Annotated in this window: 18 protein-coding genes; 7 read left to right on the top strand and 11 right to left on the bottom strand. The window is 59.0% G+C overall.

The genetic code is table 11. The features are described 5' to 3' along the window. Positions 1 to 371 precede the first annotated feature (371 nt). The 11 genes from C8273_RS12875 to C8273_RS01235 all read right to left on the bottom strand — a co-directional run bounded on the left by C8273_RS12875 (position 372) and on the right by C8273_RS01235 (position 13,385). Entirely contained in the window at positions 372 to 521 is a 150-nt protein-coding gene (locus C8273_RS12875; RefSeq protein WP_234343769.1) for a secretion protein HlyD, read from the bottom strand. A 15-nt stretch (positions 522 to 536) separates the two neighbouring features. Next, positions 537 to 1,058: a DUF4446 family protein gene (locus C8273_RS01280; protein ID WP_106626054.1), complete on the bottom strand. Its 522-nt coding sequence runs from the start codon at positions 1,056 to 1,058 to the stop codon at positions 537 to 539. Positions 1,059 to 1,094: 36 nt separating this feature from the next. Beyond that, positions 1,095 to 2,108 (bottom strand): ParB/RepB/Spo0J family partition protein, encoded by a 1,014-nt coding sequence (locus C8273_RS01275; protein WP_106626053.1) that lies wholly within the window; start codon positions 2,106 to 2,108, stop codon positions 1,095 to 1,097. After that, positions 2,095 to 2,859: a ParA family protein gene (locus C8273_RS01270; protein ID WP_106626052.1), complete on the bottom strand. Its 765-nt coding sequence runs from the start codon at positions 2,857 to 2,859 to the stop codon at positions 2,095 to 2,097. Before C8273_RS01270 ends, C8273_RS01275 begins: the two co-directional genes overlap by 14 nt. A gap of 87 nt (positions 2,860 to 2,946) precedes the next feature. Next, a complete protein-coding gene (gene pfkA, locus C8273_RS01265; RefSeq protein WP_106626051.1) occupies positions 2,947 to 3,909 on the bottom strand; it encodes a 6-phosphofructokinase in 963 nt (320 codons plus the stop codon). A 164-nt stretch (positions 3,910 to 4,073) separates the two neighbouring features. Further along, positions 4,074 to 5,396 carry a replicative DNA helicase gene (gene dnaB / locus C8273_RS01260; RefSeq protein WP_106626050.1) on the bottom strand — a complete coding sequence of 441 codons (1,323 nt, stop codon included), beginning with the start codon at positions 5,394 to 5,396 and terminating at the stop codon, positions 4,074 to 4,076. Further along, on the bottom strand, positions 5,362 to 7,488 hold the full coding sequence (locus C8273_RS01255; protein ID WP_106626049.1) for a S16 family serine protease: 2,127 nt from the start codon (positions 7,486 to 7,488) through the stop codon (positions 5,362 to 5,364). Before C8273_RS01255 ends, dnaB begins: the two co-directional genes overlap by 35 nt. Before the next feature lie 265 nt (positions 7,489 to 7,753). Further along, positions 7,754 to 8,197, bottom strand: a complete 444-nt coding sequence (gene rplI / locus C8273_RS01250) for a 50S ribosomal protein L9 (RefSeq protein WP_106626048.1) — start codon at positions 8,195 to 8,197, stop codon at positions 7,754 to 7,756. Further along, a complete protein-coding gene (locus C8273_RS01245) occupies positions 8,175 to 10,181 on the bottom strand; it encodes a DHH family phosphoesterase (RefSeq protein ID WP_106626047.1) in 2,007 nt (668 codons plus the stop codon). The genes rplI and C8273_RS01245 overlap by 23 nt, the downstream gene beginning before the upstream one ends. 45 nt (positions 10,182 to 10,226) lie before the next feature. Continuing rightward, positions 10,227 to 11,183: a YybS family protein gene (locus C8273_RS01240; RefSeq protein WP_159060724.1), complete on the bottom strand. Its 957-nt coding sequence runs from the start codon at positions 11,181 to 11,183 to the stop codon at positions 10,227 to 10,229. A 402-nt stretch (positions 11,184 to 11,585) separates the two neighbouring features. Then, a complete protein-coding gene (locus tag C8273_RS01235; RefSeq protein ID WP_106626045.1) occupies positions 11,586 to 13,385 on the bottom strand; it encodes a MutS-related protein in 1,800 nt (599 codons plus the stop codon). A gap of 96 nt (positions 13,386 to 13,481) precedes the next feature. Here C8273_RS01235 and C8273_RS01230 point away from each other — a divergent pair, with 96 nt between their 5' ends. The 7 genes from C8273_RS01230 (at position 13,482) to C8273_RS01195 (ending at position 20,327) form a co-directional block, all read left to right on the top strand. Continuing rightward, the gene (locus C8273_RS01230; RefSeq protein ID WP_106626044.1) at positions 13,482 to 13,697 is read left to right on the top strand and encodes a V-type ATP synthase subunit D; all 216 of its coding nucleotides are present in this window, start codon (positions 13,482 to 13,484) and stop codon (positions 13,695 to 13,697) included. Positions 13,698 to 13,729: 32 nt separating this feature from the next. Then, complete coding sequence (locus C8273_RS01225; RefSeq protein ID WP_040571326.1) at positions 13,730 to 14,005, top strand: hypothetical protein; 276 nt, start codon at positions 13,730 to 13,732, stop codon at positions 14,003 to 14,005. A 448-nt stretch (positions 14,006 to 14,453) separates the two neighbouring features. Next, the gene (locus tag C8273_RS01215) at positions 14,454 to 15,155 is read left to right on the top strand and encodes a hypothetical protein (protein ID WP_106626042.1); all 702 of its coding nucleotides are present in this window, start codon (positions 14,454 to 14,456) and stop codon (positions 15,153 to 15,155) included. Positions 15,156 to 15,226: 71 nt separating this feature from the next. Beyond that, on the top strand, positions 15,227 to 15,340 hold the full coding sequence (locus C8273_RS12870; RefSeq protein WP_106626817.1) for a secretion protein HlyD: 114 nt from the start codon (positions 15,227 to 15,229) through the stop codon (positions 15,338 to 15,340). A 401-nt stretch (positions 15,341 to 15,741) separates the two neighbouring features. Then, on the top strand, positions 15,742 to 16,413 hold the full coding sequence (locus C8273_RS01205) for a D-sedoheptulose-7-phosphate isomerase (RefSeq protein ID WP_106626041.1): 672 nt from the start codon (positions 15,742 to 15,744) through the stop codon (positions 16,411 to 16,413). Positions 16,414 to 16,766: 353 nt separating this feature from the next. Next, positions 16,767 to 18,275: a phosphohexomutase domain-containing protein gene (locus C8273_RS01200; RefSeq protein ID WP_106626040.1), complete on the top strand. Its 1,509-nt coding sequence runs from the start codon at positions 16,767 to 16,769 to the stop codon at positions 18,273 to 18,275. Positions 18,276 to 18,599: 324 nt separating this feature from the next. Next, a complete protein-coding gene (locus C8273_RS01195; protein ID WP_106626039.1) occupies positions 18,600 to 20,327 on the top strand; it encodes a GGDEF domain-containing protein in 1,728 nt (575 codons plus the stop codon). Positions 20,328 to 20,384: the final 57 nt, after the last annotated feature.

Below are 20,384 nucleotides of genomic sequence, written 5' to 3'. Positions count from 1 at the left end.
TGCTCCGTAGCAAACCCTAGTGGAGCAAGTGAGCAAAGTGTGCGTTTCGCCCCCTGCGGATTTTAATCGTTCAAGCGAAGCGCGTTTGGAATCCGCAGGAATTTAGGCGAATAAGCGCACGATCACTTGCGTAACGAGGGTTCTGCGAGGAGCTTGCAGTAAGCCGTCATGTTTCTCTATCCTAGCCGAATAAAATGAAAACCTGCTGAGTGCCAGCAGGTTTTCTTGATATTGGCAGAAGTGCCCCTTCCACCGCTCCGCGGTTCCCCTTCCCCGCTGTGGCGGGGCAGGCTTTTGGATAACGGCATATTAGCCTCCCCCGTCGATACGGGGGGGAGGTGGCGAGCTCTGCGAGCCGGTGGGGGCGCCCCTTAAGGAAGCACTGATAAATTCAGCACTGCCGCCTTAGCACATCTTTTTCGCCCTGCCTGTGTCGACAAATCCTCCACATAGCCCTTGCTATGCGTCCGGTTTGTCTCCTTGGCAGGACAAAAAATCTGCACCAATACGACGGACTTCATTTTATCAGCGATTCCTTAATAGCTAATCGGCAGGGGCTGTGCCATTGCCTCTTTCAGCACGCCCTTCTCCTCGTCCGTGAGCGGATACTCTGAGGAGCCGTTCTTGATCGGCTTGATGTAGCTGCGCGAGTCCGCACGCGCGAAGATGCTTGAAAAGATGACGCCGTCGTTGTTCGCGTCGAGCATGGCGACGGCGTAGCTGAGGTCGCCGCCCATGTCCTCGAAGGCACGGAAGCGCACCATGGCCGTGCGTACGAGGGATTTACGGATAAACTGCCGAATGAGTTCGTTTTCCTCAAGAATGCGTGCATTCGTCGCCGCGACCTGCTCCACCTCGTCGATGTGCTGGATCAGCATCCCCTCAAGATCCTCGGTCTCCGAGCCGCGCATCATCTCCTGGTAGCGCGCGCGCATCGTCGAGAGGCGCACCATGGTATAGACAACAAGAATCAATAAAATCAGTATGAGCAGCATCGACGTCAGCAGGAGTGGTGTCGCGTGGGCTGCAACATAGTTAACGAGATTGTTCAGAAACAATGCTTTCTTCCCTTCTTCCCTACGTTTCTCGCAGATTCACACCGTAAAGTTCTGCGTGGAAATGGCGCGCAGCGCCGCGCGCTTATCCTCCTTTTCTGCGCCCTCGCCGGTGAGGAGTCCCATGAGGCGTTCGAGATCGTCCACGGAGAAGTAGCTGATCTCAAGGCGTCCCTTGCCCTGCTCACGCCCTTCCTGTATGCGCACCTTCGTCCCGAGCCTCTGGGTCAGCCGCTCCTCTGCGTCGCGCATGAAGATGTCCGGTGTGCGCTCTTTCGGCGCGGTCTGCGCCGTCTTTTTGAGGGCGTTTGGATCCTTGCTGAGCCGTTTGACGAGTGCCTCCGCCCCGCGTGCCGACAGCTCGTGCTCCTGGATGTACTCCGCCGCCTCGCGTTGGAGCGTTGTACTCTCAATGGCGAGGAGGGGGCGCACCTGCCCCATGGTGAGGACACCGTTCGCGATGAATGCCTGTACCTCCTCCGCAAGCCGCAGGAGGCGGACGCAGTTCGCGATTGCCGAGCGGCTGCGTGCGACGCGCCGTGCAAGCTCCTCCTGCGAGAGGCGGAATTCGGTCAGCAGCCGCCGGTATGCGTGCGCCTCCTCGATGGGATTCAGCTCCTCGCGCTGGATGTTCTCGATGAGCGCCATCTCCGCCATCTCGGCATCCGATGCCGTGCGAAAGACGGCGGGCACGGTCGAAAGTCCTGCGAGCTTTGCGGCACGCAGGCGACGTTCCCCCGCAATGAGTTCATAGCGCCCTGCGCCAATCGCGCGGACGGAGAGGGGCTGAAGGATGCCGTGGAGCACAATGGACTCACGCAGTTCCTCCAGTGCCGCCTCGTCGAACTCACGCCGCGGCTGAAAGGGATTCGGTGCAATCGCCTCTACGGGGAGTTCGGCGGGGGTTCCGGGCTGCGGTGCGGGCGGGGCGGTGGTCGACACTGCCCTTGCTGCGGACGCCTCTGCCGATGCTGCACCTGTCACGATGACGTTTTTCCCAAGCCCCAATGCGCCAAGGCCGCGTCCCAAGCCGCCTGTCTTAGCCTTCTTCACGCTTCATGACCTCCCTCGCCAGCGCAATATAGCTCTCCGCTCCACGCGACGTAATATCGTAGGAGGTGATGGGCTGACCGAACGACGGAGCCTCCGAGAGGCGCACATTGCGTGGAATCAGTGTTTCGTAGACCGTGGCGCCAAAAACTTTTTTCACCTCATCGACGACTTGCGTCGCGATCCGCGTCCGACTGTCGTACATCGTCATGACGACGCCGCGCACCATGAGCGCCGGATTCATGTTCTCCTGCACCAGCCGAATGGTGTTCATCAAAAGCGCCACCCCCTCCAATGCGTAGAATTCGCACTGAATGGGGATCAGAACGGCATGTGCCGCAGTGAGGGCGTTCAGCGTCAAAAACCCGAGCGACGGCGGGCAGTCGATGAAGATGTAGTCATAGTCGTGTGCCACCTCGCTCAGGGCATCCCGAAGACGCGTCTCCCGCCGCTCCATCTCCACCAGCTCGACCTCGGCACCCGCAAGTTCCACATTCGCGGGTAGGACATCGACGCGGTAGTCCGACGTGACAATCGATTCCCGAAGACTGCGCCCCTCAACCAGAACACGATAGGTCGTGGACATGAGCATCGTTTTATCAATGCCAAAGCCGCTCGTGGAATTCCCCTGCGGATCGATGTCAACGAGCAGCACGCGGCGCTTGGCACGCGCAACAGCGGCGGCGAGATTCACCGCCGTTGTCGTCTTGCCGACGCCGCCCTTCTGGCTGGCAATCGCTATGATATTTGCCACGGGATCATCCTTTCTGCGGGCGTGTGTATTTTGACAATATAGGGAAAATCCAACGGCATATCAGACACCCTGCACAGTAGGCTGACCTCAGAACAGCACCTTCGCCAGATGCAGATAGTCCGGATCGAGCTTCTTCTTGTTGTTGACGGCATCGTAGAGATTGACCGAGACGACGTGCCCCTTGCTGTAGCCGAACACGACGCCCGAAAGTCCGGAGATGAGCGCAAGTGCCGCCTGCTCCCCGAGCTGACTTGCACGCACGCGGTCAATGACCGATGGCGAGCCGCCGCGCTGAATATGTCCGAGCACGGAGACGCGCGTCTCGATGTCCGTATGCTTTGCGATGTAGTCGCAGACCTCCTGCCCGCTCGCCGCACCCTCGGCGACCACGATGAGGATGTAGCGCTTCCCGTGTTCGTACGCAGACGTGAGGTTGTCCGTGATCTGCTGCAGGTCGAACTCCTCCTCGGGAACGAGGATGTACTCCGCACCGCCCGAGATGCCCGCAACGAGCGCGAGCCAGCCGCAGTTGCGCCCCATGACCTCAAGGACAATCACGCGCCGGTGTGCCGATGCCGTATCGCGCAGCTTGTTGATCGCATCGATGATCGTGTTCGCCGCCGTATCGCAGCCGATGGTGTAGTCCATGCCCCAGACATCATTGTCGATCGTGCCCGGCAGACCGACGATGGGGAATCCGTACTCCTCCGAGAGCAGCTGTGCGCCGCGCAGCGAGCCGTCGCCGCCGATGACGCAGAGCCCCTCGATGCCGCGCTTGATGAGGTTCTCGTGCCCCATGCGGCGTCCCTCCGGTGTCTGCCACCGCTTGCAGCGCGCCGTCCCAAGGAAGGTGCCGCCGCGCTGAATGATATCGCCCACGTCCTTGGACTGCAACTCCCGCATATCCTCTTCGAGCAGACCGTGGTAGCCGTCGTTGATGCCCCAGACCTGCACGCCCTCATAGAGTGCCGTACGTGCAACCGCACGCGCCGCCGCATTCATTCCGGGGCTGTCTCCCCCACTCGTCATGATCGCAATACTCTTTAACACAACGCTTCCTCCCCTACCCGTTTGTAAAATGCGTGCAGAAATCACGCATGAATCGTACTTCCTTCATCATAGCACAAATGACAAAAAAAATCCCCTCTTTTTTGAGGGGATCCCGCAAAATGTTTCACGTGAAACATTTCCCATGTCGATGCTGCACAGTTTCATCACGCCTCACGTGCCAGATCGCGGAAGCGGGTGTACTCCTTCTGGAAGAACATCTTCACGGTGTCGGTCGCACCGTTGCGGTGCTTGGCGATGCTGAGCTCCGTGATGTTCGCATTCTCCGTGTCCTGATTGTAGTAGTCCTCGCGGTAGAGGAACATAACGATGTCCGCATCCTGTTCGATGGAGCCGGACTCGCGCAGATCGGAGAGCATGGGGCGCTTGTCCGAGCGTCCCTCCGTGGCGCGCGAGAGCTGAGAGAGGACGATGATTGGAACGCTCAGCTCACGGGCAAGCACCTTGAGCGAGCGCGTCATCTCCGCAACGGCGAGGGTGCGGTTCTCCGCGCGTCCCGGTGCCTGAATCAGCTGGAGGTAGTCGATGGCGATGAGATCGAGCCCATGCTCCGCCTTGAGGCGACGGGCACGTGTGCGTATGTCAAGGACAGTCGTGCTGCTGGTATCGTCGAAGTAGAGGTTCGTCTTCATCATGCGGTCGGCGACCTTGACGAGGCGCTCCCACTCCTCATCATCGAGCTCGCCGCGTGCGAGGCGCGTCGCGTCGATCTGTCCCTCGGCGCAGAAAATGCGGTGCATCAGCTGCTCGCGCGGCATTTCGAGCGAGAAGAATGCCACCGTCCCGCCCTGCAGGGCAACGTGCGTTGCAAGGTTGAGGACGAAAGCAGTCTTACCCATTGCCGGGCGTGCGGCAACGATGATGAGGTCGGACTTCTGGAGCCCGCGCGTCACGGCATCGAGCGTCGTAAGCCCCGTGGAGAGACCCGTGATCCCGCCCTTTGCCTTTGCGAGTTCGCTCACACGATCCACGGCATCAAAGATCACATCCTTGATGGGGACAAAGGCGCCCGTCGTCTGTCCGCCCGCAATCGCAAGGATCTTGCGCTCGGCATCGTCGAGCTGCTCGGCAATGTCCTCGCTCGCCTCATAGGCCGCCCCTGCAATCTCCGTGCTCGCGTCAATAAGGGAGCGCAGGATTGCCTTTTCCTTTACGATCTTGGCGTAGTGTGCAAGGTTTGCCGTGCTCGGCACGCTGTTCGTCAGATTTGCGAGGAACGAGATGCCGCCGACCTGCTCGATGAGATTCTTTTTTTTCAGCAGTTCCGTCACGGTGACGATGTCGACGGGCTCCCCATTTTTGACCAGTTCCTCCATCGCCTCGAACACGGCGCGGTGTGCCTGTCGGTAAAACTCATCCGCGCGCAGCAGCTCGATTGCCTGTGTGACCGCTGCGGGTTTGAGCATCATCGCGCCGAGGACGGACAGCTCCGCCTCAATGCTCTGCGGGGGAATGCGTCCTTCCGCCATGAGATTCTCCTTTCTCCTTCCACGTTTCATCCGCAAAGAGCACGGCAAACGCCTCCTCCGCCGTCTTCAGGCGATGGATCGTCAGCCCAAGGTGCTCCTCGGGGATGTCCTTCTTGTTCTCCCACGGGATGATGAGCGTGGAGATGCCCGCCTGCCGTGCGCCGTACGCCTTCTCAAAGACGCCGCCCACGGGCCTCAGCTCGCCCTGCAGGGAAATTTCGCCCGTCACTGCCACATTCTGCCGGATTGCCGCACCCGTCACCGCGCTCACGATTGCCGCGAGGATGGCAGTCCCTGCGCTGGGGCCGTCGATGTTCCCACCGCCGATCACGTTGACGTGAAGGTCATAGTCATGGATGTCACGCCCCGTCAGCTGGCGCATGACGGATGCCGCATTGAATACGGAGTCCTTTGCCATGCTGCCCGCCGTCTCATTAAAGCGCACCGTCCCCTTCCCTTTCTCTGCCGCAGGGAAGGCGACCGCCTCAATCTCGATGATGGAGCCGAGAAAGCCTGCGACGCCGAGCCCAAAGACCCGTCCGACGGCAGGTGTATCCGATGCCTTCTTTCGCCCGTATGGATAGAGGCGGCTGACCTGTGCAACTTCGTAGATGTCGTCTTTCGTCACAAGAAGCGGCGTTGCTTTTGTTTCACGTGAAACATGCTGCACAGGAGCAGATTCTTTCTCTGTTTCACGTGAAACATTTTCTTTGTCCGCTGCCGCGGGCATATTCGCCCCCTTCATCGAAGTATCGTCGATTGTTTCACGTGAAACAATGCGTTCAATCTCCGCATCCGGAAGGCGGTTCAGCGCGAGGCTGTAGGCATCGGCGAGAATGTTAATCGCCTTGCGCCCCTCGATGGTGTACTCACTGATGAGCTGTGCTGCTCCCTCGGCGAGGCGCACGTTGAGCCGCGCTGCCGCATTCTCCACGATGATGTGAATATGCGCTGGTGTCAGCGGCTCAAAGTAAATCTCCGCACAGCGCGAACGCAGCGCAGGATTGATGTGCTCCGCATCGCGCGTTGTTGCGCCGATGAGGACGAAGTCCGCAGGGGCGCCCTCCTCAAAGAGTTTGCGAATGTAGGGCGGGACGCGCTTGTCATCGGGATCGTAATACGCCGACTCGAAATAGGCACGCTTGTCCTCCAGTACCTTGAGCAGCTTGTTCTGCAGCATCTCATCCATCTCGCCGATCTCGTCGATGAAGAGGATGCCGCCGTGTGCATCCGTCACGAGTCCCGGCTTTGGCTCGGGGACGCCGCTGTCCGCAAGGCTCTTTTGTGCGCCCTGATAGATGGGGTCATGCACAGAGCCGAGCAGAGGGTTCGTCATGTCGCGCGGATCCCAGCGGAGCGTCGTGCCATCCGTCTCCACGAAGGGGGCGTTCTCCCCGAATGGTGATACTGCACGCTGCTTTGCCGCCTCCAGCACGAGGCGTGCCGCCGTCGTCTTGCCCACGCCCGGCGGTCCATAGAGGAGGAGATGCTGCGGATAGGGCGAGGAAAGCTTCGCCATAAGGGAGCGCACGGCGCGCTCCTGCCCGACCACCTCGTCGAAGCTGCGCGGACGCAGCAGCTCCATGACGGACTGCGTGAGGTGAACCGTCTCCAGTGCCTCAAGAGCCTCGCGCTTTTTCTTGTCGTGCGGCGATTCCGCACCGGGGCTTTCCTCCGAGATCACCTGCCGGCGGATATCGTCCACATACTCCTCATGATCCTTCTCAAGCTTTTCGTTCACCTTGCGCTCGATGCGATCCTCAAGGTCGCGCCGCGCAAGGATCCCCGCAAGCTGCTCCGTCATGCGGTTTAGGATCTCCGGAATCTCCGCCTCGGACGGCGGTGGGGCGAGCAGCGGATCCTCCTCTAGGATGCGCATGAGGGCGAGTATGCGTTCCCGCCGGTTCTCCGAGCGCATGAGCGTCATCGCATTCATCTTGCCCGCCTGAATGACAAGGCGCTCCGTCCCCATCGAATCGGCAAGCATGCGAAAGATTACGGCAATCTCCGCATCCAGCCGTGCCTCGGGCGAAAGTTCCGGCGGCTTTTCCTTCGTGTCGCCGCCACCAAATAAGTCCTTAAAAAATGACATAGAAAATGTTTCCTTTAGTGAGAAAAGCTGATGAAGAAGCCTTCATCAGCTTGTTGGATGAAATTATTGTGCCGTCCTGCCCAACTGAACCCCCTGCATCAATACAAGAAAAGTAACCGTTGTGACATGATAGGCTGTGGGGATTCCCTTCGCAGAACCTCGGCATATACGATGGAAACGCCGCATCGTCCAAAGCTCCCCTTCCACCATGCTGCGCATGGTTCCCCTCCCCCGCTGCGGCAGGGGAGGCTTTTTGTTTGCAGCGCTACTCCTTCTTTACATGAATCTTGATCGTCGTGGAGATGTTCGGATGCACCTTGACGATAGCCTCGTACAACCCCTCACCGACAACCTCACCGCGAATCGTGATCTTGCGGCGATCCACGTCGATGTTCTTCTTCTTCAGCGCCTCGGCGACATCCTTGCCCGTCACCGCGCCGAAGAGGCGTCCGTTCTCACCGATGCGCACGGGGATCTCCACCTCGACCTTTTCAAGCTGCGCCGCCATGAGCTTTGCCTCGTCGACCGCCATAGCATCCTTGCGTGCCTTCGCGCCCGCCTGTGCCTTTGCCACGTTCACATTCTCCGTGTTCGCCGGCAGCGCGAGTTTCCTCGGCAGGAGGAAATTGCGTCCGTAGCCGTCCGCAACCTCCACGATCTCGCCCTTTTTCCCGATATTCTTAACATCAGCCTGCAGTATGACTTTCATCGTTATCCATCTCCTCTATGTATGCCCGCGCACGATCAACGACGTTGCCGCGCACAACACTGAGCGGCATGCCCTTTACCTGCGCACCCGCCACATTCGCGTGACCGCCGCCGCCGAACGCCTCCATAATCACCTGAACATTCATCTCGCCCGTCGAGCGCGCACTGATGCCCACGACATCACCCGGCAGCTGAAACACGTAGATGCTCATACGCACCCCGTCCACACGCAGCATGCCATCCGCTGCCTGCGCCGCAATGATCTGCCCGTTCGGCAGACGCTCGGAGATGCTGCCGACGATCAGACCGCCGGGGAAGTACTCCGCATTCGCCTTTGCACGCGCGAGTGCCACCGTCGTCTCATAGTCACTCTGAAACAGTGCCCGCACGAGAACGGGATCCGCGCCCGCACGGCGCAGGTACGCCGCCGCATCGAAGGTGCGCACACCTGCGCCGACGTTGAAGTTCTTCGTATCCACCACGATCCCAGAGTAAAGCGCCGTCGCGTCGAGCCGCGTCGGTCGGACGCTGTCACCAAAGTACATCAAGAGCTCCGTCACCAGCTCGCTCGCAGAACTCGATGCCGTCTCGATGTAGACGAGCAGCGGATTCTTGACAAAGTTCTCACTGCGGCGATGATGGTCGATCACAACGAGCTTCGGAATGCGCTCCAAAAGGGTCGGATCGGCAAGAATGTGCGGAATATGCGCATCCACCACGACGAGCAGTGCCGAGAGAGAGATGACGCCGGAAATGTCGTCAGGGTGGACAAAGAGACCATCGTACGCCTCATCCTTCCCTGCCATATCCAGAATCCGGTCGATGCCCTCATTCATATCGCTGAGAACGATGTGGACGGGCTTGCCAAGAACCCGTGCCATGCACGCCACACCCATTGCCGCGCCGAAGCAGTCATAGTCCTCATTGTGATGCCCCATGACGTAAACCTTGTCCGCACTCTCCATGATATCGCGCAGGGCGTGTGCCACGACGCGTGCCTTCACGCGCGTATGCTTTTCGACCGCCTTTGCCTTGCCGCCAAAAAACTGCGTCTTGCCGCCGATGCCCGCCGCAACCTGGTCGCCGCCGCGGCCAAGGGCGAGATCGAGCTTTGCCTCTGCCTCCTCGCCCAGTACCTTGAACGTCTGCTCCTCCGCAAGCGAAAGCCCGATGGAGAGCGTGACCGGCAGCCCCTTCGAGTTGACGATCTTGCGCACCTGATCGAGGATGTCGAACTTCTCCGCCACCGCATGATCCAGGGACTGACGATCCAGCAGCGCCACAAACTCCCCATCTGAAATGCTGCGCATAAAGCCGCCGTGCCCATCCATCCATGCGTCCAGACACTCGCGCACAGCGAGCAGCAGCATGGACTTCTCCGCCTCCGTCTGCCCCTGCATGATCTCATCGTAGTTGTCCAGCTGAATGTAGAGGAGCGCCGTACGGCTCGCATGAAAGCGCTGCCGCAGATTGGCAAATTCCGTCTCGTCCTCCACATACAGAGCCAACAGCGGATCCATCTGCGGCGACGTCGGCACCATCCGATGATGGACACGGTAGGAACGCCCCTCATGAGAGAAATGATGCTCCCCCTCCTCGTCCCAGAGCGCCGCGATGTCGACCTTCGGCCAGAAGTCCGCAACCGCCGTTCCCTGCTCCGGCTTCGTCCCGCCCAGTGCCGCTCCGAGCTGATCGTTGCACCATTCGAGATGACCATCCTTGTTCACGAGGAGAATGGACTGCGGCAGAGCGTCCACCGCATAGTTCATAACATGATTGACATTGCGGATAACGCCCATACAGTAGCGTTCAAAACGCCTCTCTCTGTCACGACACCGTTCCCATGCAAACGCGGTAAGGAGTGCCCAGACAAGGAGCGCGGCAGCCCCCACGTAGGAGTTGTAGCAGAACGTCACAAGCGCAAGCGCGAGCATCACGATCAGATGGATCGTGAGATCGATCCACGCCGATAAGTTCTGCGGCATAAAATCACCTTCTTTTATATAGACAATATATATACAATACCCTGTTTATTTACGTTCTCGTATTTTCTTTCGATAGTCAAATGCGATATCAAACAGCCCCGTCCATGACACGATCTGCGTCATAAAGCCGTTCAGTGCAATGAAGACATAGATCAGCGTGCGCACAAAGGCGGAAACACGGAAATGCTGCATCAAGAACTGTATGAGGGAGAGGCCCTGCACAAGCCCCGCAAGGAACGCGATCAGGTAGCCGTTCAGTGCCAGTTGATAGAGCCATGCAATGTCCCGCGTCGTCCCCCAGTAAAGCCCGATCAGGGAGAATGCAAAGAGATAGGAAAAAAAGAGGGGCAAACGCCACGCGGTAAAGGCGGGCAGCGGTGCCGCAGGGATTCCAAGACGCGCGAGCACCTTGCGCAGAACGGCAAACGATACCGCCACCTCGATCACGGAACTGCCGAGAAATAATGTGGGCAGCAGCAGCACGAAGAGTTCGAGCACCTGTGCCGAGGCCGCACGCGTCCCCTCGATCTGTGCCTCGTCCATGCCGAGCGAGCGGTAGATGGCGAGCGTCTCATCCATCGCCTCATTTGCTGTGGAAACATCCATGGCAAAGGGATTCAGCCCAAAGAGCAGCAGCATCATGCCTGCCGCCGCAGCCTTTCCGCCGAGGGAAGCAAGCGCACCGCCCACAAGTGCGCGCGCGGTGTTCGTCCCGTTCCGAAAGAGCGCCCCGAGGACAAGCCCCGTCGGCGCAAACGAGAGGACGAAGAAGGCTCCCGTGACCGGCGTCGCAAAGAGCATCGTGAGAAGCAGTGCCGCCGCTGCGGCAAGAACGCCCCAGCGCAGCCCCACACGCACCGTGACAAGTGCAACGAACACCGGCCAGAGCATCCCCATCATCATGGTCAGCATGGGCAGGTAGATCGCCGCCAGCGCGTAGACCACCGCCGCAGCCGTCATGACGCCCGCCGTTGCGGCAGGTCGTGCTCCTCGCTCACTCATTCCATATCCTTTCAGCGGATTTATCCGCATTTGCATCCGGTTGAAATACTTTCCTATTATAGCAGATTTTATAAGCGTTGTCACGGCATCCGAAAGAGAGGGTCTATGGCAGCTGTTACGGATTCGCGCTGCGTACTCCACGCAGAACCCTCGTTACGCAAGCGGACGTGTGCTCATCCGCCTAAATACCTGCGGATTCCAAACGCGCTGCGCTTGAACGATTAAAATCCGCAGGGGGCGGGTCGCACACTCTACGCCGCTTGCTCCACTAGGGTTTGCTTAGGAGTACTGCATTTGCTTTTGTCCGTAACATTCATTTATCATAGTGCCGAAAGAGAGCACTATGGCAAGTGTTACGGATTCGCGCTGCGTGCTCCACGCAGAACCCTTGTTACGCAGATCTCACTCCCCCATAATGCCCGCCATCCGCAGCAGATACTGTGCATTCGTCGTCCGGCAGCGCCCCGTGCGAATCTTGAAGTCAAAGAGGATCTTGTCACCCTCATAGTGCTCCTCGAAATGCGCGTTGGCAACAGGCACCCCCTCACGCCCGAGATCGCACAGCTCAAAGTCGTGCGTCGTCACAATCGTAATCGCATGCGGCAGCGTCAGGCGGCGAATCGCCTCCCGTGCGCCGACAATGCGGTCGGCGGAGTTCGTCCCGCGAAAGATCTCGTCGATGAGAATGAGCATCGGCTTGCCGCGCTTGCTGTATTCCATCATCTTCTTGATGCGCAGAAGCTCCGCATAGAACGTCGAGATCCCGCCCGCGAGATCGTCGCTGATCTGGATCGAGGTATAGACCGCCATCGGTGTCAGTGCAAAGGAGGAGGCACACACAGGCGCGCCGGCGTATGCAAGAACAGTGTTAGAGCCAAGCGTCCGCATATACGTTGTCTTACCTGACATATTCGACCCCGTGATGACGAGTGTCCCCGCCGCGAGATGCGCATCATTCGGTGTCGCCGTCTCCTCCGCGATGACGAGGGGCATTGCCCCCTGCGCATCGAGGCGCGGCACCGCCTCATCGAGGAACTGCGGGAACGTATGCACCGCACGGGTGTGACCTACCCGTGCGAGCGACAAGAGCACCTCCACCTCTGCCCAGACCTTGAGCCAGCCCGCAGCCGCCGTGCCCGCCTGCACGCGCCAGTGGGAGAAATATGCCATACAGTGCAGATCCCAGAGGAGCGCCCCGTTCGCCAGCATGAAAAAGAGAACATTCCGCCGCATTGCTGCACACTCCGCGAGCGTCGTCAGTCTACTCTGCGCCGTCGTCGCACGGACAGGCGCAAAGAGCGGCGCGAGAACCGCCGCAAACGCCTCCCCACGCAGCGGCGCACGCTCCAGCGTCCGGAAGATCCTGCCGTAGAGCCGCAGCTCCCGTGCCATGCGCCCGAGCGGTGCGAGTTCGCGCTGCGTACGCGGATAGAATGCAATCGCGACCGTCAGGTTGAACATAAAGAGGAAGAGCGGCAGTATCCATGATCCGCCCGCGAGAGCAGCCCACAGGAACGATAAGACAAAAGCGCTTGCAAACACAATGCCAATGCAGGAAATTACTTTGAGCGAGCTGCTGAGTGGCTGCGCCAGCTCCTTTGCCAGCGCTCGCGTATCGTGCCCATCGGGCAGACGCGCCCCGCGCGCTTCCAGCTCGATGCACAGCAGCGGATGCACCAGCAGCTCCGCCACTGCCGCCTGCCGCTGCCGCGTCCGCGCGAGGTCGCGCGGGGTCGCCGTGAGCGCGGCGGCAAGGCGCTCGCGTCCCGCCTGCGTCCGCGCCGCGCAGAGATACTGATAGAGCGAGGCCGCGCCAAAGATATGCAGGTCGCGGTCGGGCGGACGCTTCTCCTTCCCATAGCCGGCACCGTCCTCGGGCAGCGACTTCCACTCCCCCGTAAAGCGCGCGAGATAGCCCGCCGTCACCGCAAGATACGCCTTCGTGAGGAGACGCAGCCGCTCCAATTTCCGATGGCGCGCCACAAGGACAACAAAGAGCAGCAGCAGAAAGCCCCCGAGCATCATCTCTGCGGGCGCATCCACATCATATCCATGGATGAGCGCGACAAACATCGCAGGAAAGACAACCGTACGCGCAAGGATCAAGCGCGTCCGCTGCGCATTCTGCGTACGTTCGAGCACAATCGTATTCTCGCGTACATTTTCATAAAACTGTTTCTTCAAAGCGAAACCTCTTCTCATTTTGCAATAATTCTCATTATAACACAGGTTCTCACGTAAATGTAGACAATTTTTCCCAAAACTGTTACAATATAGTAAATGATGGGAGGAAATGAAGTGTCAGATCTGGATGATGCCATACGGCGGACGGAGGCAGCAATGCACACCCTAGAGGCGCGGATGCAAAATGCCATAGGCGACCTCGACTACGAGTCCTATCTCTATGAAAAGCGTGCGCTCCGTACCGCGCTCCTCGCCCTCCGCAAGCGGCGGGACAAGGAGGAGGTATTCAGCCAAAATTCAGCATCATCGGATAGGATAAAAGACAAATAGTCAATGATGAACGACAGAGAAAGGAAACTACTATGTCACAGCGTATGACAATGGATGAAGTTCTCAAGGAATACGGCGTGCCGCAGCTGCGCCTTGACGTGCACGCGACGCGCTCCGACCTCCTGAAGCTCCGCGAAAAACTCATGGCGATCCGCGACCTCTCGGACGGCCGCGAGCAGGGCTATCTCGACATCGAGTGCAAACTCTACATCGACGTGGACGACATCGACCGATATCTCTCGGGCGAGCTCGACACCGTCGGCGAGATCTACGCCTTCCCCGAGGATGTGAAGTCTTATCGGGAATAGCGAAAAAGCTGCCGTGCGCACCCCTCTCAAACGCATAGCCATCTCGCCATGCGATGCTCCGTAGCAAACCCTAGTGGAGCAAGCGGAGAAAAGTGTGCGACCCGCCCCCTGCGGATTTTAATCGGAGAGGCGCAGCGCGTTTGGAATCCGCAGGTATTGGGGAATCACGAACGCAATGATGCTGTTCAGATTGGTGCGGATTTTCCGTCCTATCAAGGAGATCAACCGGAAGCATAGCGGTGGCTATGCTGAGGATTTATCGACGCAGAGAGGGCGCAAAAGATGTGCCAAGATGGATAGCTGAATGCGTCCGTGATTCCCTCGCGGACGAGCACACGACCGCTTGCGCAACGAGGGTTCTGCGAGGGGTATCGCGTGGTAAGATATCTCACTAAGCCCGAATACCGGGGCTCCCCCGTTTCGAATGATAGATAAAGGAGAACATCGAATGAAACTCAAGAAACTCATCGCTGCGGCGATGGTCGGCTCGCTGACCTTTACCGCCCCCCTCATCGTCCCGAATGCCGTGCAGAGCACCCTCGGTGCGCAGGCAGAGGCGGCAAAGGGCGGCGCGCGCATCGCGCCGAAGGCGGCTCCCGCAGCACCGAAGGCGGCACCGAGCACGCAGAGCGGCAGCCAGAGCAAGTCCGTCTCCGGCAATGGCGAGGGCTATGCTCCGTCCAAGAGCGCAAACCAGCTCGACAAGAACTCTCCTGCCGCAGGCGCAAAGGCAAATACGCCGAATGCTGCAAACGCCGCAAGTCAGGCACAGAAAAGCTCAGGCTGGGGCAACACCCTGCGCAACATCGGGCTTCTCGCGGGCGGCATGATGCTCGGCGGACTGCTTGCCTCCATGTTCGGCATGGGCGGCGGAATGCTCGCCGACATCCTCGGTGTCCTCACGAACGTCGCCATCGCCATCGTTGCCTTTATGGCGATCCGCTGGGTGTGGAACCGCTTCCGCTCCCGCAAGGAGGAGAACGTCTACCAGAGCGCGGCGCGTCCGCAGCAGGCAGCAGCACCGCAGCCGCCCATTACGGACATCCGTCCGCAGGGCGCACCCGCGTCCTACGCAGCACCGATGAACTCGCACAGCGATGTCGCCGGTGAAAGCGCCCGCACGATTGCCGACCACTACCGCAGCCGTTAAAGCGCGAGTACATTCACTTAAGGAATCGCTGATAAAATAGACCCTCAGATTGGCGTAGATTTTTTCGTCCGATTGAGGCAGCAAACCGGACGCATAGCCAAAGCTATGTGGAGGATTTGCTAACGAAAAGCGGGCAAAAAAGATGCGCTAAGATGGCGCGGCTGAATTTATCAGTGCTTCCTTAAACCGTAAAAATGGGGGCTGCTGCACGAAGCTAAAAATTCGTGCAGCAGCCCTTGTCTATGTCAGCGATATCGCTACAAGCGCCCCTTCCACCGCTTACGCGGTCCCCCTCCCCCGTGTCGCACGGGGGAGGCTAGGATTATGGCATCTTAGCTTCCCCCGCCAGAGCGGGGGAAGTGGCGAGTGCAGCGAGCCGATAGGGGCGTTCGTGCAACAGCCCCATTTTCATCCCTGTTTCCATAGATTCATGCTTTAGTAAATAAATACAAATAAATTATATAAAATAACGATAAATAAAGATAAATACCGCTCTACTTTTTCTGATCCATCCCATATTTCCCCTTGAAAAACGCAGACCCATCCGCCATAATAGAAGCGAAGACATCTTTGGAAGGAGTACCACATGATTAAGCCATCTACCTACGCAGCCATAGACACCCTCATCGCACGCTATCCCGCGCTCGCGCCGTGCGCGGTCGACATCCGTGCCGCCATCGAGGCACTCGTGACAAGCTACCGCACGGGCGGCAAGCTCATCGTCTGCGGCAACGGCGGCTCCGCCTCGGACGCGGAGCACATCGTTGGCGAGCTGATGAAGGGCTTTCTCCTGCCGCGCCACCTCGGCGAAGATCTCCTCGAAAAACTGCACGAGGAGTGCGACGCAACGGATCCGAAGACGGTCGACTACTTCATGCAGAACCTGCAGGGAGCGCTGCCCGCGATCTCGCTGCCCTCGCAGCTCGCGATCAGCACGGCGTTCTCGAACGATCAGGCGCCCGACCTCACGTTTGCACAGCAGGTGCTGGGGCTTGGAAAGCCGGAGGATGTGCTGCTCGGCATCACGACCTCGGGCAACTCGAAGAATGTGCTCTATGCCTTCCGCATGGCGAAGGCGCTGGGGCTCACGACCATCGCCCTCACGGGCGCCTCGGGCGGCAAATGTGTCTCGGGCGGCTATGCGGACATCACAATCAAGGCGCCCTCCGATGAAACATACATGATTCAGGAGTACCATCTCCCGATCTATCACGCCCTGTGCATCGCCCTTGAGGAGGAATTCTTCGGGGCGGAGTGAGAAAGCAGCCCCCGTCCAATGCCCCTTTTACCATGCTGCGCATGGCTGCCCAAAGGATATGACCGATCAACCTCCCCCATCGAAACGGGGTCTATGGCAACTGTTACGGATTTTCGCTGCGTACTCCACGCAGAACCCTCGTTACGCAAGCGGACGTGTGCTCGTCCGCCTAAATACCTGCGGATTCCAAACGCGCTGCGCCCCTCCGATTAAAATCCGCAGGGGGCGGGTCGCACACTCTACGCCGCTTGCTCCACTAGGGTTTGCTTAGGAGTACTGCATTTTCTTTTGTCCGTAACTTTTATCATAGAGCCTCGAAACGGAGGCTCTTGATACAGTAAGGAGGAATCCCAATGCCACTGACGTACGATGATTTCAAGAAGCTTGCAAACGGCAGCGACATTCGCGGCGTCGCCGTCGCAGGTGTCCCCGGCGAGCCGGTCACCCTGACGCCAGAGGCGGCGAACCGCATTGCGATGGGGTTTGTGCGTCTGCTTGCGGAGAAAACGGGCAAGAAGCCCGAGGAACTGCAGATCGCGGTCGGCCATGACTCGCGCATCTCCGCCCTTGCCATCAAGGACTGTGTCCTCACAGGGCTCACGTCCACGGGTGCACACGGGATTGACTGCGTGCTCGCCTCCACACCCGCCATGTTCATGGCGACGATCTTCGAGGACACGGCGGCGGACGGCTCCATCATGATCACCGCGAGCCACCTCCCGTACAACCGCAACGGGCTGAAGTTCTTCACCGCAGCGGGCGGCGCGGACAAGGCGGACATCCAGAAGATCCTCTCCTACGCCGCCGAGGCAGAGGAGGCGCACGGCACCCTCGACAACGTGCTGAAGTTCGACCTCATCGGACGCTACAGCGAGCACCTCGTCAAGAAGATCCGCACGGCACTCGGCGGCGCGGAAAAGCCGCTCGCGGGCATGCACATCGTTGTGGATGCGGGCAACGGCGCGGGCGGTTTCTTCGCGGGGCGCATCCTCACCCCGCTCGGCGCGGATACGACGGGCAGCAGGTTCCTCAACCCCGACGGCCATTTCCCGAACCACGTCCCGAATCCCGAGGATCCCGCCGCCATGCGTGCGATCAAGGAGGCGGTGATCGAGAGTGACGCGGATCTTGGCCTCATCTTCGACACGGACGTCGACCGCATGAGCGCCGTGCTCGCGGACGGCACGGATGTCAGCCGCAATGCTCTGATTGCGATGATGGCAGCGATTCTTGCACCCGACTACCCCGGCTCCACCATCATCACGGACTCTGTAACCTCGGACGGGCTCACCGACTTCCTTGAACATGAGCTGCACCTAAAGCACCTGCGCTACATGCGCGGGTACAAGAACGTCATCAACGAGTGTATCCGTCGGAACGAGGCGGGCGAGGTCGCGCCGCTGGCAATCGAGACCTCAGGGCACGGCGCACTCAGCGAGAACTACTACCTCGACGACGGCGCCTATCTCGCGGTAAAGCTCATCATCGCAGCGGCAAAGGCACGCGCCGAGGGCAGGACACTGGACGACCTGATCGCAAATCTCCGCTATCCAGCAGAGGCACGCGAGATCCGCATCAAGGTCATTGGTCAGGACGATGCCAAGGCTTACGGGCAGAAGGTGCTCGCGGCGTTCGAGGAGCGTGCAAAGGAGCGGGGTCTCACGATCGCCAGCCCCTCCTATGAGGGCGTGCGCATCGTCTTTGAAGGCGGCTGGGCTCTCTTGCGCATGTCGCTGCACGATCCGAATATGCCGCTGAACATCGAGGCGGATGCGGCGGGCGGTGCGGACGAGATCGAACGCACGGTCAAGGATCTCCTCGAAGGGTTTGACGCCCTCGACCTCTCCGGCTTCCACGATTGACACAATACGGGGCTGCGGTACGAAGCTAAAAATTCGTACCGCAGCCCCGTTTGTATGTCGGACGCTCCGACGCGTTTCACCAAGCCATCGGAGCGTCTATTTATAAGAAAACCTGTAGCCATGTATGCACTGCGTTCATTTTATGCTATAATAAATATACGATATAAAGGAAGCCCTGATAAATTCAGCTTGTGCCTCTTGGCGCATCTTTTTTGCCCGCACTTCGGCGGAAAATCTACGCCAATCTGGCAGACTTCATTTGATCAGTGATTCCTAAAAATAAATCTCCCCGCTGCACGGCAGGAACGGGAGAAGGGTGAGCACATGGAAAACATCATTCGATCCATCTGGAGAAACTGCATTATTCTTTCGTGTGTCATTGCAATCGCCGGGATTGCGGTACTCACGTGGCAGTACCTCGCGGATGGGCCATACGCCTCGATCCGTCCGGTCTATGCGACGATGGAAGGCAGTCCGGAGTACAAGGATATCATCGGGTTCCACCCGGATCATTTCGACTGGAAAAGCTACGACTACCCTACACCGCCCCCGATTCCGCCGGGCACGCAGACGGTCTATCTCTCGTGGGAGATTCCGGAGGATACGCCGCACTTTATCGACCACATTCTCTTTGCGGTGACGAATCAAGACGCCTACGTCTACCTGGACGATGTGCTGATCTACATGCACGGGAACTGGGATCAACTGACGGACGCACGCGGACGTTCGCTCCATTTCGTCCACACGGACGAGGATCTCGCGGGCAAACGGCTCACGATCATGCTGCACTCGGGCTACGCCAACTGGCTCGGCAGCATTGACTACTTCTTCATCGGCGGCGAGAGCTCCCTCATCCGCAAGGTCAGCCTCACGGACGCGATCCACATCGCAAGTCTGTCCATCGCCCTCTCACTCATCGTGTTCCTCGTCATGGATCTCGTCTGGCGCGGCATCCAGAGGCGGCGCAGGATACAGTTCTACCTCATCGCCTTCCTCATGAGCTTCATCCTGTGGACGACGGGCACCTCGTCATTCTTCTCGCGCATCATCGGCATGCCGGAGCTGTGGTGGGAGATCCACCTCATCATGCTCTACGTCATGCCCATCACCTTTGCCAAGATTACAGAGGTGATCGTTGCTCCCGCCTATACAAAACGAATACGAAACATTATTATCATGTATACGATGCTCTTTGCTATAGCGAGCATCACGGAGATCGCTGGGCTGGACGGCTATATGAATCTCCTCTATCTCTTCTACCCCATCCTCCTCGTCACCTGCTTTGTGCTGCTCCATGCACTCCTGCGCTCGGATGCGCAGATACATCCCGCGTGCCGCTATGGCGTTGTCGCGATGACGATGCTGACCGTCTTCGTCGGCTTTGACGCGCTGCACTTTGAGTACCATTGGTTTGCGGGCATTCTCTCGACGACGGTCTTCTCCATCTACTCGGTCATTCCGTTCGTCTTCTTCCTCATCCGTAAGCAGATGCTGGAGGACGCGCGGCTTGCCCGCCAGAACGAGACCCTCGCAAAGGAGCTGCAGGAGTCGCAAAACGAGGCAAGCCGCGACTTCCTGACGGGCGCGTACAATCGGCACCAGCTTGTCGACGGGGTTGCAAAATACAGTGCACTTGCCAACACGCGCGGCTTTGCCTTCTCCTTTGCCATCTTCGACGTGGATCACTTCAAGACGGTCAACGATACGCGCGGGCATCTCGGCGGCGATGCGATTTTACGTCAAATCGCCGATACCGTACACGCAAAGATCGACCGCCGCCACATCTTCATCCGCTACGGCGGCGATGAGTTCATCGTGCTCGCACTCCATCACAGTCTCACCGAGATGCGCGCGTTCTGCGAGGATCTGCGCATCACCCTCGCGCAGACACTGGACGGGGTCACGCTGAGCTTCGGCGTCTCGACGTGGCACGGCGCAGATGACAATATGACGGCACTGATGGAGCGCGGCGACCGTGCCCTCTACTGCTCAAAGGAAAAGGGGCGCAACAGCGTCTCGACCGAGGACGAGGCGCCGCCTGAAAAAAACTAATAAAAGCAGCGATTCCTTAGGAGTATCGCAGCGAACATCGATCATAGAGCCAAATGA

Source organism: Candidatus Centipeda massiliensis (assembly GCF_900290285.1).
Taxonomy (GTDB): domain Bacteria; phylum Bacillota; class Negativicutes; order Selenomonadales; family Selenomonadaceae; genus Centipeda; species Centipeda massiliensis.
Note: the sequence above shows the minus strand (reverse complement) of the source record. Positions and strands in the feature narration are given on the sequence as shown.